Genomic DNA, 15,632 nt, shown 5'->3' on the forward strand with positions numbered 1-15,632 from the left:
TCAGTCACTCCGCTGCAATGGCTTTGGGTTTCGGCGTGGCGCCGTGCTCGTATTCCTCAAGGAAGTCGAGCACCTCTTGGCGGTAGGTGTAGTAGTCGGGATGCTCCAGCAGCGCCTTACGGGTGCGGGGGCGGGGCAGGTTCACGTCTGTGATCTTGCCGATGGTGGCCTGCGGGCCGTTGGTCATCATCACGACCCGATCGGCCAGCAAGATTGCCTCGTCGACATCATGGGTGACGCAGATGGCAGTGACCTTGGTGCGCGACCAGACCTCCATCAGCACCTCTTGCAGCTCCCAGCGGGTGAGGCTGTCGAGCATGCCAAACGGCTCGTCGAGGAGCAGCAGCTTGGGAGACAGGGCGAAGGCCCGGGCGATGCCGACGCGTTGCTTCATGCCGTTGGACAGCGATGCCGCGCCTTTGTTCATGCTGTCGGCAAGGCCGACGCGTTCGAGGTAGTATTCGACCACGTCCTGCCGCTCCGCCTGGCTGGCCTTGGGGTAGACCTTGTCCACGCCGATGGCGACGTTTTCCTTGGCGGTGAGCCATGGGAACAGGTTGGGTGACTGGAACACCACGGCGCGTTCCGGGTCGGCCCCTTCGACATTCCAGCCATCGAGCCGGATCGCGCCCTTGGAGATCGGGTTCAGCCCGGCGGCCATGGTCAGCACGGTTGACTTGCCACAGCCGGAATGGCCGATGAGCGAAATGAACTCGCCCTTTTTAATCTTGAGGTCGAAGTTCTCGACCACGGTCAGCGGTCCCTTCGGGGTTGGGTAGACCTTGTCGAGCTGCGAGAAGTTGAGGAATCGCTCTTCGATGGCGCTTTCCTGCGCCTTGGCCACTGCCGCGGGCACGCTGTGGATCGGTGTCACATTTGGAAGTATGCGCGAGCCCTCGACCTTGGAGGCAATGCCCACATCCATGAGATAACTCGTGACCTGCGCGCGCAGAGACTTGAACGCGGCGTTGCTATTCATGGCGATGCGGTCGCGGGAGCGGGGGATGGAGACCTTGAACTCGTCGCCAAGCGTGCCGTTGGGGTTCAGGGCGATGATGCGGTCGGCGAGGATGATCGCCTCGTCCACGTCATTGGTGATCAGCACGCAGGTCTTCTTGTCGGCTTCCCAGATCGCCTCGATCTCGTCTGCGAGGTTGGCGCGGGTGAGCGCATCGAGTGCCGACAGCGGCTCATCCAGCAGCAGCATCTCCGGGTCCATCGCCAAGGCGCGGGCGACGTTGACCCGCTGACGCATGCCGCCCGATAGCTCTGCCGGACGGCGGGTGGCGGCATGGCTCAGCCCCACCATGGCAACGTAATGGTCCACCTTGGCCGCCCGCTCGGACGCGCTGAGATCAGGGAACATCGTATCCACCGCCAGCGCGACATTGCCGTTGACCGTCAGCCAAGGCATCAGCGAATAGCTTTGGAAAATGACGCCGCGCTCGCGGCCGGGCTCCAGGATGGGCGCGTCTTTGAAGGTGACCGTGCCACTGGTCGGCTGCTCCAGCCCCGCCATCAGATTGATCAGCGTCGTCTTGCCGGTGCCCGAGAAGCCAAGGATGACGACGAATTCCCCTTCCTCGACGCTGAGGTTGATGTCCTTCAGGACGGGTGTGTCGCCGTAGCTTTGGCAGACGTTCTTGAACTCTAGGATGCTCATCTGGGTCACCGGTTGTTCGAGAAGGTGAACATGGATTGCAGCGCGTACATCACCCGATCCAGAAGGAAGCCGATCAGGCCGATGGTGAACACCGCGACCATGATGCGGGCGAGCGATTGCGAGCTGCCGTTTTGGAATTCGTCCCACACGAATTTTCCAAGGCCGGGGTTCTGCGCCAGCATTTCCGCGGCGATCAACACCATCCAACCGACGCCCAGTGACAGCCGCAGCCCGGTGAAGATCAACGGCAGCGCGGAGGGCAGCACCAGCTTGGTGATCTTGGTGTAGGTGTTCATCTTCAACACGCGGCTGACCGAAACGAGGTCCTTGTCGATCGAGCTGACGCCAAGGGCGGTGTTTATCAGTGTGGGCCAAAGCGAGCACAGCGTCACCGTGATGGCCGACACAAGGAACGACTTGGAGAACATCCCGTCATTGGTGGTGTAGACTGCTGACACAATCATGGTGACGATCGGCAGCCATGCCAGCGGCGATACCGGTTTGAAAATCTGGATCAGAGGGTTCAGCGCCGCGTTGGCCGTGGCCGACAGGCCCGCCGCGATGCCCAAGGGAATGGCGACAATGGACGCGATCAGGAAGCCGAAGAACACCGTCAGGATCGAGGTCCAGATCTGGTCGTAATAGGTGGGCTTGCCGGTGTAGACGCGCTCGCGGACGCGGTCCTCGCGACGGCTCGCGATAAGGTCGGCATTGCGTTTTTCCTGACGCTCGTAGAACGCGGTCTCGCGGCCTTTCTCGCGCAGGTAATCCGCATGAAGTGACCCGACCTGCTCCCAAACCTGCACGGGTCCGGGCACAGCGCCGAGCGACGTTTGCACTTTGGGCGCAAGGGTGCCCCAGGCCACCAAGAACAGTGATATTGCGAGCAGCGGCACCCCCAGAAGGCGCCAGATCTCGCCCGCCTGCGCGCGTGGGTTGTCGCCTGCGGCGGCTTTCAGGATCGGGGTCAGCCACGCCAGCCCCAGAACCTTGAACCAGGCGTCCGCCTTGTTGATACGGGCGAAGCGCCGCGTGCGGCGCGCCTCTGTGTCGAGCGTTTGTGGGTCAATCGCGGTCATGTCTGATGTCCAACTGCTTCTGTGTGGAAAGGCTGGGAAGGGCGCCCGGCTTGCGGGGCGCCCTTGGGTGTCGCTTAGCCGTCGACCCGGCCATTGGTGACCGTCTGGCCGGATTTCAGACCAATGGGCAGGCTGTCGATATAGGCGTTGGGGGTGCGGCCATCATAGGGAATGCCGTCGATGATATCGGCAGCGGGCGTCGCCACCTTGAAGCCATCGCTGTCCCACGGGAAGTCCGCCTCGTTTGCCATGCCGTCATCGACGAGCATCCGTGCTGCCTGAAGGTAGATGTCCGGGCGATAGACGTCAGCAGCCACGTCGAAATACCACTGATCGGGCTTGGTCTCGTCGATCTGGCCCCAGCGGCGCATCTGGGTCAGATACCAGATCGCGTCGGAGTAGAACGGGTAGGTCGCGTTGTAGCGAAAGAACACGTTGAAGTCCGGCGCGGGGCGCACGTCGCCTTTTTCGAACTCGAAGAAGCCGGTCATCGAGTTGGCGATCACCTCGGCATCGGCACCGACATATTCAGGGCGCGACAGCATCTGCACCGCTTCTTCGCGATTGGCGTTGTCATTTTCATCCAGCCAGATCGCGGCGCGGATCAGCGCCTTGGTCAGTGCCAGTGTCGTGTTCGGGTTTTCCTCGGCGAACTCCTTGGTGATGCCGAACACCTTTTCGGGGTTGTTCTTCCACATGTCGTAGTCGGTGATGACCGGCACGCCGATGCCCTTGAACACCGCCTGCTGGTTCCAAGGCTCGCCCACGGCATAGCCAAAGATCGTGCCAGCCTCCATCGTGGCTGGCATTTGCGGTGGCGGCGTCACTGAAAGAAGCACGTCGGCGCCGATCTGGCCGGAGATGTCTTGCGGGCTGTAATAGCCGGGCTCCAGCCCGCCCGCGGCAAGCCAGTAGCGAATTTCGTAGTTGTGGGTCGAGACGGGGAAAACCATGCCCATGTTGAAGGGCTCCCCGCGGTCCTTGTAATCCTCGACGACCGGGGCGAGTGCCGCGGCGCTGATCGGGTGCTGCGGGCGGCCGTCCTCCATCAATGGCACATTGGGTTTCATCTGTGCCCAGATGTCGTTGGATACCGTGATGCCGTTGCCGTTCAGGTCCATCGAAAAGGGCGTGATGATCGGTGCTTCGGTCCCGTAGCCAATCGTGGCCGCCAAAGGCTGGCCCGCCAGCATATGTGCCCCGTCCAGCTCGCCACTTATCACACCGTCAAGCAGCACTTTCCAGTTCGCCTGCGCTTCGAGGGTGACAAACAAGCCTTCGTCCTCGAAATAGCCAAGCTCGTAGGCCACCGCCAAGGGCGCCATGTCCGTCAGCTTGATGAACCCAAGGGTCAGGTCCTCTTTCTCAAGGTCGAGAATGTCTGCGAAGGCCGGTGACGCGAGGATCGTCGAGGCAGTCAGTAGAGTAGCAATGGTAGTTTTCATCAGATCGTCCTTTGCAATGGCCCGAGAAAAAGGCCGAAAACGAAAAAAGCCGCGCGTAGGGTTCACGGGGGAGGAGGTCCGTGATCCATACGAGCGGCTTTGCTCTTGGGAGGGCAGAAACCAACACTGGTCGCTGCGATCGTTTGGGCGTCGTTGCCCTTTGAGCCAGTGAAGTCTTAGGCGGGCGAATTGCGCAATGGCTTTTCTGCGTTGCCGCGCAATTTCATGCCGCGATGCAGAAACTGCCTACGAATTCGGCACACTCACCCGGCGAAGTCGAAGGTTTTGCCGTCAAAAAAGGCATCCGGAGCAAGAATCATATGGCCACGCGTCGAGGCTACGGCGGTTTCGAACTTCAGCGCACCTTCGACCTTTTCGGACGCGCCGGGCATATCCACCCCGACGCCGCTGAGATTCTGCCGATACAAGTCCGACCGGAAACAGGCCTTGGCCTTCTCGATGCCTACCGCATCCGCGCCAAGGTGGTGCGCGATCCATGCAGCCTGACTGCGCCACGGAAACGATGCGGCATGTCTATTGAAGCCCACGAAACGTTCGACAGTCCGTGGGGCGGCGTGCAGCCGAGGCACGATCTGGCCCGACAGCGCGGGGTCAATGAGGTCCGGCGACATGCTGAGATGTTCGCTGCGCGCCAATATCTCGACGGCCAGGGTTCGGTTCTTGGATGAGTCCAACCAAGATGATGCATGATAAACGGCCCGCATCAATCTCCGCACGGAGTCTGTGTTGTTCTCGACCCAATCGTGGCGGGCGGCCAGCACCTTTTCGGGGGCAAACTTCCAGACATCGCCGCCTGTCATCATGACCTGACCGACATTTCTCTGGACGGCGACGCTTCCCCAAGGCTCACCGACCCAGAAAGCGTCGACGAACTCCTCCGCAACGGCGTCCGCCATGCGCGGTGGCGGCACCGTGACTTCCTCAACGGCGAAACCCTCGTCAGCCGACGTCCAATAGGACAAGAGAAGTCGGTGCATCGAATAATGGAAAGGAACGCCAATGCGCAGCGGCCCGCTACTATGCGCACGGAGCGCAGACAAGAGCGCATCCGCATCCCCGAACGGAACATCGCCCAACTTTGCCGCGACAGCGTTGGAGACACCAAAAACCGTGCCATTCACCGACAATACCATCAAAGTGTCGACCCGCGCTGGCAGTCCGCCCAATCCCATCGACATGGCGACAGGCATAGGGGAAAGCATCTGCGCCGCCTCTAGATGACCCAGAGCCAACATATCGCGCAGCGCAGACCAGGAAGGCTGCCGCACAAGATTGAGGGCGAGCCCCTCTTCGGCCGCAAACCCAAGTTCTTTTGCGATCACCAAGGGCGCGCAGTCCACCAGGGGAACGTAGCCGCAGTTCAGGACGGTCCCGTTCATGATAACAGATCCGCTGCGGTGACCAGCGCCTGCGCAACGTCGATGACCTTGCGGTTCTGGTCCATCGCGGTCTTGCGCAAAAGGCTGTACGCCTCGTCTTCGGACATATCGCGCTGACGCATCAAGATGCCCTTTGCCCGGTCGATGGTCTTGCGGTCTTCCAAGGCCTGTTTCGCCGCGTCCAGTTCCGATTGCATCTGCCGCATGACCTTGAACCGCGCGATTGCTGTCTCAAGAACGGATTTGATCCTTTCCATCTTGAGGCCATCCACAACATACGCGCTGACCCCGGCGTTTAGGGCTGCTTGTGTAAGATCTTCGTCGGTGTGATCCACAAACAGCGCGACGGGGCGTTTCGACGATTCCGTCGCATCAGAAATATGCTCGAGAGTGTCGCGGTCCGGGTTGGTCAGGTCGATCAGAACGATATCTGGAACGAACTCCTTGACTGTCCGGTTCAGCCCCGAAATGCGCGCCAAGGCTTTCACATCCGACCAACCCGCGTCGGTCAATGCATTGATGATGCCGAGAACGCGCTCGGGATCGGGTTCAACGACAAGAATGCGCAAGTCACGGTCCATGCCGCGTGCATCAATCCGGGTCGAGCGAACGTCAACCGCGCGCGCCGAGGGCACGCGGTTCTTCCCTGTGCGTCTGCACCAAAAGCGAGCAACTCCGGTGCCGCTGCCTATCCTTTGCGCGCCTTGCGAGCCAAACGGCCCCCGAAACTCGTCGATGCTTTGAAAGCCACATCGGTCTGGTGATCTAAGCGCAGTTTACTTTCACCCCCGAAATGCCAGTGACGGTGTGTCCCCGGTTACACGGACTCTTTCGAAACAGGGCCTCTCAACTGCCGCAACGAATGGCGGCTCCGGGGAAGGTGCACTGCAGCGAGGCTATGCTGACATCTGAATGGCGCGGATTAGGCGCATCTCATTCCATCAAATACTGGTGTGGCCTGAGCCATATTTTCGATCGAGCACCGGTGCTTCGCTCTACGCTCGATTGCGCAAAAGATGTGACAAGAGCAACAGGCAGGCCAGCGCACCGCCGGCCATTATCACCAATGGCGACTTCCAAAGTATCAACACCGCTGCAAGAATGCGCAGCGAGGATACCCAACCAGACAACGCTGCTTGATCGTAGCTGGCCAGAGCGGAAGCCAGTAAGTACAGCGCTGCTACAAGCCTGCAAAGGAGCAGGATAAGCGAGCCATAATCTGGCTCGCCCGAATATCCATCCATGAGCACGCGCCGTCCGGACTCGTCGGTGATCGTGACGGCCTCGGGGATCAGCAGCAATTCGGGGTACCAGGCGAACACAAAGGGGATCGTGAACATCACGATGCCAACCCGCACTGCCGAGAATGCCGTGCGCATGGGCTCGGCCCCCGTGATCGACGACGCCGCAAATGCTGCAACCGCAACGGGTGGCGTGATGGCCGAGGCCACGGCGAAGTAGAAGACGAACATATTGGCGGTGAAAAAGCTGACGCCGAGCTGCGCCAGAAGCGGCCCAAGTAACAAGGCGACGTTCACATAGGCCGGAACGGTTGGCATCCCCATGCCCAAGAGGATCGCGCAAAACATGGCACAGACGAGTGCGAGCATTAGATAGACGCCACCGGAAATCGGGATGTCGTAGCCCAGAATGCGGATTGACGTGACCTGCTCCAACCATGTTGTGACCGCACGGGTCAGCTCACCCGTCAGGCCACTTTCGTTCAGGAAGGCGGCGATGATCGACACTGCAAAGAGTAAAAGAAACAAGCGCGAGATAAGGATGCCCCCTTCGCCGAGGGCCGTGGCAATCCTGCTGGGTTCTGCGCGAGTATCTGGGTCCAAAAGCATCAGGGGAAGCAAGATCGCGACGGCCCACCAGCCAGCCGAAACGGCGTCGCCGGTTGCGTTGACGATGGTCTGAACGACCGCGTTAGGCAGCATGACCGCAATCCAACTTTCGCCGATCGCATCCTTGTTTCCCAAAAGCAAAAACAGGATCACAAGTATAGGCAGAAAGATGATCCAAAGGTTCCGCCAGTCCTGCCGCTCCATGATCAGATCGTCGGGAATGGTCCGCATCGGCTCGACCTTTTCGCGTCTGGCTTGGAACATGACGGCCAGAAAAATCGAGAAGAAGAACGCAATGGCCGGGATGAAGGCCGCCGTTATCACCTTGGTGTAGGGCACCGCGGTCAGCGCGACCAAGACGAAGGCGGCAATGCCCATGACCGGAGGCATGATCTGCCCGCCCGAAGACGCAGCCGCCTCGACCCCGCCTGCAAATTGCGGCGAAAAGCCATTGCGCCGCATCATCGGAATGGTGAGCCGCCCGGTCGACAGCACATTCGTGACCGGCCCGCCCGTGATTGTGCCAAACATGGCTGAGGAGACAATGGCGGCATGGGCCGGCCCACCGCGCAGGTTCCGCGTCAGCCGCACGGCCAGTTTGATCAGCGACGTGCCGCCCGCCGATGATCCGAAAAGCGCCCCCAAGACAACGTAGGGGAAGACCTGATTGATGATGATGTCCATGAACCGGCCCATGAAGCCATCGGGTGTAATGAAGACATTCGTTGCCTTCTGGATCGCTGAGGCCAAGGCGTCCCCTCCATCCGCGCCCAGTTTGGTCAGAAGGAAGTTGTTGTCGCTCAGCTCAAAGACCCAGATCAGGGCCGTCGAAACTGTGTAGAGGACGACGATGCTCGCCACGACCACCAAGGGCAGTCCCCAGACGCGTACGTTGTACAGAAAGAACAACAAGATGATGGTGAACAGCAGTGGCAGCACCCAAATGCCCAGACGGGCCTGACAGGCAGGCACTTCCGCCTCAAGGGTCAGTCCAGGGATCAAATTGGCCGACCGCGCAAGCGCGTCTTCGATCAGGCGAGCGCGTTCGCCCGTGATCTGGTCGATAAGGCAAACGGAGTCGATTTCGATCCAGAAGCCAACCGCTCCAGCCAAGGCCGCTAGAACCAACCCCATATCAAGGGCGAGACCCAACCAAGCGCGATCGGGTCGTGTCTTGCGCCATGCGCGGTAGAGGCTCGCGTCTAAAGCGACGATCGCCATCATCAGAACGAAGATCGGTGGAAAGAAGATTTCAGGCGGAAAACCGGAAATGCGAAAGAACCGGATGCCTGTTATGTCGCGTGCCCAATCCTGTAGCCCGGGGATTTCGGGCAGCGTGTTGAGCATGCCGATACAGACAAGAAAAAACGCAAGGAACAGCGCGATGCGCTGTCCCTTTGGTTTCACGGTTTGTGCTTTGGCCATGTTGTAGCACCGGCAGCGCTGCTACCCTCTAGGGCCGCGCGCAATCGGCTACGGTATGCCCGGCCTCCTCGTAGGCGCGGATCGCACCGGGGTGCATCGTCAGAGTGACGGCACCACAGATGCCCTGAGCAGACCCGTTAATGTCGCCAAAACTCAGGAACAGGTAAGGACCGCGGGGCGATCCGGTCAGGAACCGCTCTTGCCCGGCCAGATAGGCGCGTGTGATCTGATAGGCCAGTTCTTCGTCCATGGACGCAGGCACGATCTGTGCAAAGGCCAAAGCGAACGTATCGAAGCTGTCGTCATCCGTGACAATCGTGATGTCATTGCCGGCGTATGCCGCGCGATATTCCTCGACCGGGATGGAATAGGCGACGTTGCCGGGGGCGTTCACGATCTGCTGCCCAAGCTCACTGTTCAGGATGTCCGACGGGATATCATAGAGCGTGGTGCCGCCTGCCGCGGCAATGGCGATCTGGCGGCCCGACGGCAGGCCTTCGGGGAGGGTCCAGCCATCGACAGCGCCACCGGTGATCGTGCCAACCGTATCCGGCCAAGGTGTTTGCACGCCTTCGTAGCCTTCGCCGTCCTTCAGTCCGCTGAGCAGCTGGATGGCCGCGCGACCGGTCGTCAGTGCTGCGCCGCGTGGGGGGCCGTTATAGATGCGCTTGCCCTCGATGTCGTCGGGGCTTTGGATCGCCCCGCTGTTATAATGGCCAAAGAGTTGGGCAGAGGGGGCGGAGAAGAACAGCGCGCGCAGGTTTCCGGCCAGCTCGCCCCCGCGTTCTGCCCCGAGGCCGGAATAGGGCCCAACGCCGCGCGACAGCAGAAATGGCAGGATCAGTGGCGCAGGGGCGATGTCCAACTGGCCTTCGGCAACGGCCTGCACCGAATTCGTAAGCGTGGCGCCTTCGGTGATTTGCATGGTGGCGACGCCCGCTGCGTCCAAGACAGCCGCCAAAGTCGTGTCGATGTAATGCGGCGTGGACCCCGGCGACGTCGTTTCGGCTGTAAGTGTCGCTTGTGCGAAACCGGCGGTTGGCAACATGGCCAAAATCGCCCCGGCGATGGTTTTTCTGATCATGGCTTCCTCCCAATGCAGCGCTGTCGCGCAGGCAAATGACCCGCTTGTTGCGGGTTTCCCAAATGCAACGTTACAAAGATTATGTGACTTGTCACGTAAAAATTTTGCTGATCTTATTGCTCTCTATGGAGACCAAATGACCAAGCAGCCCAGAACCAACCTCGACAGGGTCAACGCGCGCCAGCTTGAACAGAACCGCAATCTGTTCGGGCGCTTGTCTGCGGCGTCCTTGGCATCACGCGTGCAGGCGCAACGCATGCTGAAATCTGCCGGAGAGCTGTCGATCACCGAATGGCGGGTCCTCTGGGATCTGGCTGAGGCCGGCCCGCTGACCGTCACCGAAATGGCGGCAATACAGCGAACCGATCACGCGCTGATCAGCCGTGCGGTCCCCGGCATGGTGCGAAAAGGATATGTGACAACCAGCATCAGCGAAGCAGACCGCCGGCAATCGCTGATCGCGCTGACAGGCTATGGACATCAGGTTTTCGAGCGGACGTCGCTAGTCATGTCAGCCCGCCGCGCGGCACTTTCCCGAACGTTTTCGGAAAAAGAGCTCAATACCTTCATCGAGCTCATCGACCGTTTCGAAGCCTTCGTCGAGGCACCGCTGTCCGAAAATCTAAGTATAGAGGTTGCGCAATGACCGACCGCCCGAATGTGCTTTGGATCATGGCCGATCAACTCAGGTTTGACTACCTGAGTTGCTATGGCCACCCGCATCTTCACACGCCGCATATCGACGCGCTGGCGGCGCGCGGTGTACGCTTTGATCGGGCTTATGTGCAATCGCCGGTGTGCGGCCCGTCGCGAATGTCAGCCTACACGGGCCGCTATGTGCGCAGCCATGGCTCCACCTGGAACGGAATGCCGTTGCGGGTAGGCGAGCCGACCTTGGGCGATCATCTGCGCGAGGCTGGCGCGCGCGCGGTGCTGGTCGGCAAGACACACATGATCGCAGACCGCGAGGGCATGGCGTGGCTTGGCATTGATCCCAAAAGCGAGATTGGCGTGCGTCGCTCCGAGTGCGGTTTTGAGCCGTTCGAGCGCGACGATGGCCTGCACCCCGACAGCCCACGTCAGCAATGGTCGGCCTATGACGATTATCTGGTTGCTCATGGGTACGACAGTGAAAATCCATGGGAGGATTTTGCCAATTCCGGCCTCGATGACGACGGTGAATTGCTCTCGGCCTGGCTTTTGAAGAACTCGCGCCTGCCAGCCAATGTGCCCGAAGAACACTCTGAAACGGCCTATATGACCGACCGCGCCATGGATTTCATGCGAGACGCCAAGGCCGATGGCAGGCCATGGATGTGTCACCTGAGCTACATCAAGCCACATTGGCCCTACATCGTTCCAGCGCCGTATCACGACATGTATAACGAGACGCATATCGTTGATCCGGTCCGCTCCGACGCCGAACGCAAGACCGATCACCCATTGCTGCGCGCGTATCTGGACGCCCGTGTTTGCCGCAGTTTCTCACGCGATCACGTGCGCACACACGTCATCCCAGCCTATATGGGGCTGATCAAACAGCTCGACGACAACCTTGGCCGGTTGTTCGCGTGGATGGATGAAAGGGGTCTTGGCGACAATACCATCATCGCCTTCACCTCGGACCATGGGGATTACATGGGTGATCACTGGATGGGCGACAAGGATTTCTATCATGAGATGGCGGTGAAGGTTCCGCTCATCATCAGCGATCCAAGATCGCAGGCCGACGCAACCCGTGGAACCGTATCCGATCAATTGGTCGAGATGATCGACCTTGCGCCAACCTTCATGAACGCCTTGGGCTGTGAGGCAAAACCGCATATCATTGAGGGTCGTGATCTAACGCCAATCCTGCACGGTTCTGAGGGCTTTTCGCGCAAGTACATCATCAGCGAGCATGATTATCACTGGTCCGAAATGGCGAGAGCGCTTGATGTGCCGCAAGAGGATGCTCATACGACGATGATCTTCGATGGCCGCTGGAAATACATTCGCTGCGAGGGGTTCGAACCGGTCATGTTCGATCTGGAAACGGACCCAAGTGAGCTCCAGAACATCGGCCAATCCGACCGCCCCGAACACATCAGCACTCGCACGCGGATGGAAGCCGCGCTGCTACGCTGGGCGACGCGTCACCACACAAGGATTACCGCAACGCCAACAGTCCTCGCCCGCCAGAAGCGCGCCGCGCAGGATGGTATCCTTATCGGGTTCTGGGACGAAATTGAATATGAGGACACCACTGGTCAGGCCTTCGCCGCACTCCAGCCTGTCGGAAAGGTTTGATGTTGAACAGCACCTTTCCCACGCGCCAGATGTGAGCAACGCGCTTGCGAACGGTTTTCAAAAGAGACTTTGTGCAAGGCTATATTCTCGCAGTGACTCTCAGACGCGACCAATGGATCAGCGACTTCGTCCTCCCGACGACCTCGCTTCCACCCCCAATCCTTCGAAGTACGCCCAATTGCAAAGTCAGACGGTGCATCGGCAGATGGCAACGATGTGGACCGCGGACGCCGTATTTTGGCTAGGTCCTGAAGGTCCGACATGGGCCTTCATCGACGAAGAGCTGAGGTTTAGTTCTTCGTGAGTTGCGCTAGCTCCAACGCCGACGGAGAGCCCAATCTGGACGTTTGCTGCTCATTTCGCGTGTGCGAGCATTGTCGCCTCTTGGTCGGTTTGCGTTTTTCTGCGTAGTACGAAGCCAAGTGCTCCGAGACCCGCCAAAAGCAGAGGTAGCCCTGCCGGCAAAGGTACCGGCGCGACTTCTGGTATCCGGGGGTCGATCCAGCGATTGTCGACGATGTTCAATTCTGGGGCGTTGACCGTAAAGCCATCCGGCAGGATAAAAGCCGGCCCCACTTTGGAAAAGCTCAAAGAGTTGAAGGCATCCAAAGTGCCCGTCGCTTGGTTAGCACCAAAGGCTGACGCGGAAGTGTTCGTGTCCATATTGAAAATAACGCTGAACGGTTGGCGCCAATCATGCCTGATCAAAGGCATCATCGCGGAGGAAAAATCATCGTAATCTGAAAGCAAGTTGACCCAGTCGGCACCAGCACCACCTCGGACGACTGCGCTATTGGAAGAGAAATTGCCTGGGCTGGGACTCCCGCTGAGTGACACGGTTGCCGTTATGCCCGCGCCCCCACCCGCCTGTCCCGTGTCATTTGCAACCGCGCCGGTGGCCGTGCCCTCCAAGGACGCATTCAGCTGCAGGTCAATTGTGAAATCGGTATTGAACGGAATGTCGGGGTCATCGACATCAAATAACGGTGTCAGGAAAATGTCGCTCATGACGCTGCGCGCGCCACCCTGTATGCGCACACTGCCAGCCGGGCCAAGAGAACGATCAAACGTCGCCGTCGCGCGATAGGCAATGACGCCTCCGCCTGCAACCGAATCTCCCGCCACGGTGCAATTCACCCCGCCATCGTTCAATGTCACAGCAACATCAGAATTCGAGCTGGTGGATTGCGGGGCGGTGCTGCCACACCGGCCAGTACCACCTCCGCCATTAATAATTGAAACAGAATTGCTGATTGTCGCGGCTTGCGCCGAAATCGACAGCCCAAGGAAAGCAACACAAATTGTCAGAATTGTCTTCATTTCAATGATCCCCTCATAAATCCGCTCAAATCTTAAAGGTGAAGTTCCCGCTCCGCATACGACGTTTGTTGTATGCGCTAACGCAGCCACCGTTTATTCTGATCCTCATGTCTGTGCGTAAATCTGATGAAAAGCTCCGGGATGTTTTGCGGCACGGCGCAACCGATCCATTTGCATTTGAAGCCTTCGTTGACGCGTGGAATTCGTTCTTTGAAGTGCCATCCGCGAGCTCTGGTGAACTCGAGAATGAGGCAGGAGTTGCGCTTGAGCAGATCGAAGAGAGTCTGAACACTGATATCGTCGCCCCTCAGATAAGGCGTATGCTGAATGCCTTTTCCAATCCGGCATTCGTTGTTCGGCGTGACGGGATCGTTTTGGCTCAGAACCTCACGGCAATGGGGCGGCTGAAGGTTGATCCGGGCGACAGGATTGATGCGCTGCCAATTGGATTAATTGGCGGTGCGACCTTTGGGGATTATCTGGGTGAGCTGTTCAGCCGCAACGAGAAAGACCGCGACGTAGAGTTCTGCCGTGCTGTTGTGGCCCCTGACGACAAGGCTGTCACTATTGCAACCTTCGTTCCCGGATCAGCTAATGCGGCGCCAAAAAGCGCGATTGTGTTTGCGATTGACCCAAGCTGGCCTGCTGGTCTTGTTGTTCTATTGAAGGAGGCATTTGGCCTGACCGATGCCGAAGCCGCGGTCTTGCAAGCCTTCATGCAAGGTGACGATCTGGTGACAATTGCCAAAGCACGAGATCGGTCTTGGGCGACCATCAAGACGCAGCTTCATACAATCATGACAAAAGTCGGGGTCACAACTCAGGCAGATCTCATGCGAAATGCTTTGGCGCTGTCACAATTCCAAACCGACATCGGTGACATGGCAAGTCTGGCGCGGCATCCCCATCGCAAACGCGTCAATTTGCTCCGCGATGCGGGACGTAGCGTCGAAGTCGTTCTTGCCGGCGACCTCCGGGGGAAACTCGTGGTTTTCCTTCCAGATGCAACTCTGTTTACGTTCACGGCAGAGGCCGAAGAGCAATTCAGGACTGCCGGCCTATGCGTCGCAAGTATTGCACGCCCCGGCTATGGCGGATCTGACCCAACGTCCAATCCGGACTACGTCGCGGCCATGGGCGAAGACATTATGGCATTGCTCGATCAGCTCGGAACCAAGCGCGCAGTCCTGATGGCTCATAGCACAAGTACCGGTTACGCCTATCGCTTGGGTGGATTAATTGCGGAGCGGCTTGAGAAGATGGTGCTTCTTTCGACGCTGGTCCCTGTTCCATATTACGGATCTGCGGGGATTAACTCGCCTTGGGCTGGGGCGTTGCTCCGCGGCGCACAAGCTTCTCCGCGTCTGTTTAAAGTAATGGTCTCCGCCGGATTGAAAACCTGGAAAGTGATCGGTAGCCGCCGGTTCGCGACGATGCAGCTGCGCGCAAATCCCGAAGACGTTACTCTTGCCACGAATCCACAATATCTCGAGGAACAGGATGCGGCTGTCGCGTCGATTTCGGCGCAAGGGATCGAACACGCCATTCCAGATTTGATGATCGCGACACGGGACTGGGCCGATTGGGCAAGGGCGTGCAAAACACCCGTAACCTTGTTTCACGGTGCCAAGAATCCGGTTGCGCCGATTGACCCGGTTCGCGCATTTGCGGCGGACTACCCAGATTTGATCGATTTAGTTGAGGTTTCCGAGGGCGGTTTCATGGTTGCGGTTTCGCACGCACAGCAGTTGATGGACATCTTGGCCTCCTGAATGTGCAACAAATGACCTGCTCGACTACGAGGTTGGTCTTTTCTAATGAACCTGATCAAATTCTGCAGTACCTTCCGTTCGCACTTTATCTCTCGAGGTCGGATTTACCCCGCAGACTGTAGCCCAAACACTTCCAGATCTTACGCTCGAAGCCAATGACAGCAACGCAGGTTGCGACCGCAGATTTGAGATGCAGGCGCTCAGAGGCAGCTCTGGGCCGTCTCCATAGACGCGGACCGGCCATAGCCCCAAGACGCCAATGCCGCGCTGAGCTTGAATTTACTGAACGCGTCTTCATTCATGCG

Annotated in this window: 11 protein-coding genes; 3 read left to right on the forward strand and 8 right to left on the reverse strand. The window is 59.0% G+C overall.

Features of this window, described 5'->3' with window-relative positions:
- Positions 1-4 precede the first annotated feature (4 nt).
- From C8N43_RS17035 to C8N43_RS17065, 7 genes are all read right to left on the reverse strand, one after another.
- Entirely contained in the window at positions 5-1,663 is a 1,659-nt protein-coding gene (locus C8N43_RS17035; RefSeq protein WP_211308619.1) for an ABC transporter ATP-binding protein, read from the reverse strand.
- Between the two features lie 5 nt (positions 1,664-1,668).
- Complete coding sequence (locus C8N43_RS17040; protein ID WP_107846941.1) at positions 1,669-2,742, reverse strand: ABC transporter permease; 1,074 nt, start codon at positions 2,740-2,742, stop codon at positions 1,669-1,671.
- Between the two features lie 74 nt (positions 2,743-2,816).
- A complete protein-coding gene (locus C8N43_RS17045; protein WP_107846942.1) occupies positions 2,817-4,187 on the reverse strand; it encodes a CmpA/NrtA family ABC transporter substrate-binding protein in 1,371 nt (456 codons plus the stop codon).
- Positions 4,188-4,450: 263 nt separating this feature from the next.
- Positions 4,451-5,587 (reverse strand): CmpA/NrtA family ABC transporter substrate-binding protein, encoded by a 1,137-nt coding sequence (locus C8N43_RS17050; protein ID WP_107846943.1) that lies wholly within the window; start codon positions 5,585-5,587, stop codon positions 4,451-4,453.
- Positions 5,584-6,168, reverse strand: coding sequence for an ANTAR domain-containing response regulator (locus tag C8N43_RS17055; RefSeq protein ID WP_107847341.1), 585 nt, complete (start codon positions 6,166-6,168; stop codon positions 5,584-5,586). Before C8N43_RS17055 ends, C8N43_RS17050 begins: the two co-directional genes overlap by 4 nt.
- Positions 6,169-6,582: 414 nt before the next feature.
- On the reverse strand, positions 6,583-8,862 hold the full coding sequence (locus C8N43_RS17060; protein WP_107846944.1) for a TRAP transporter fused permease subunit: 2,280 nt from the start codon (positions 8,860-8,862) through the stop codon (positions 6,583-6,585).
- 28 nt (positions 8,863-8,890) lie between these two features.
- On the reverse strand, positions 8,891-9,946 hold the full coding sequence (locus tag C8N43_RS17065) for a TAXI family TRAP transporter solute-binding subunit (protein WP_107846945.1): 1,056 nt from the start codon (positions 9,944-9,946) through the stop codon (positions 8,891-8,893).
- Here C8N43_RS17065 and C8N43_RS17070 point away from each other — a divergent pair.
- Entirely contained in the window at positions 9,909-10,592 is a 684-nt protein-coding gene (locus C8N43_RS17070; RefSeq protein WP_146174245.1) for a MarR family winged helix-turn-helix transcriptional regulator, read from the forward strand. The two genes, C8N43_RS17065 and C8N43_RS17070, sit on opposite strands and share 38 nt — an antisense overlap.
- Positions 10,589-12,235, forward strand: a complete 1,647-nt coding sequence (locus C8N43_RS17075; RefSeq protein WP_107846947.1) for a sulfatase-like hydrolase/transferase — start codon at positions 10,589-10,591, stop codon at positions 12,233-12,235. The genes C8N43_RS17070 and C8N43_RS17075 overlap by 4 nt, the downstream gene beginning before the upstream one ends.
- Positions 12,236-12,589: 354 nt before the next feature.
- Here C8N43_RS17075 and C8N43_RS17080 read toward each other — a convergent pair whose 3' ends face one another.
- On the reverse strand, positions 12,590-13,555 hold the full coding sequence (locus C8N43_RS17080) for a VPLPA-CTERM sorting domain-containing protein (protein WP_245913068.1): 966 nt from the start codon (positions 13,553-13,555) through the stop codon (positions 12,590-12,592).
- A 107-nt stretch (positions 13,556-13,662) separates the two neighbouring features.
- Between C8N43_RS17080 and C8N43_RS17085 the strand changes: the two genes are divergently transcribed.
- Positions 13,663-15,327 carry a bifunctional helix-turn-helix transcriptional regulator/alpha/beta hydrolase gene (locus C8N43_RS17085; RefSeq protein WP_158270003.1) on the forward strand — a complete coding sequence of 555 codons (1,665 nt, stop codon included), beginning with the start codon at positions 13,663-13,665 and terminating at the stop codon, positions 15,325-15,327.
- Positions 15,328-15,632 lie beyond the last annotated feature (305 nt).

It is taken from the genome of Litoreibacter ponti (assembly GCF_003054285.1).
GTDB classification, from domain to species: domain Bacteria; phylum Pseudomonadota; class Alphaproteobacteria; order Rhodobacterales; family Rhodobacteraceae; genus Litoreibacter; species Litoreibacter ponti.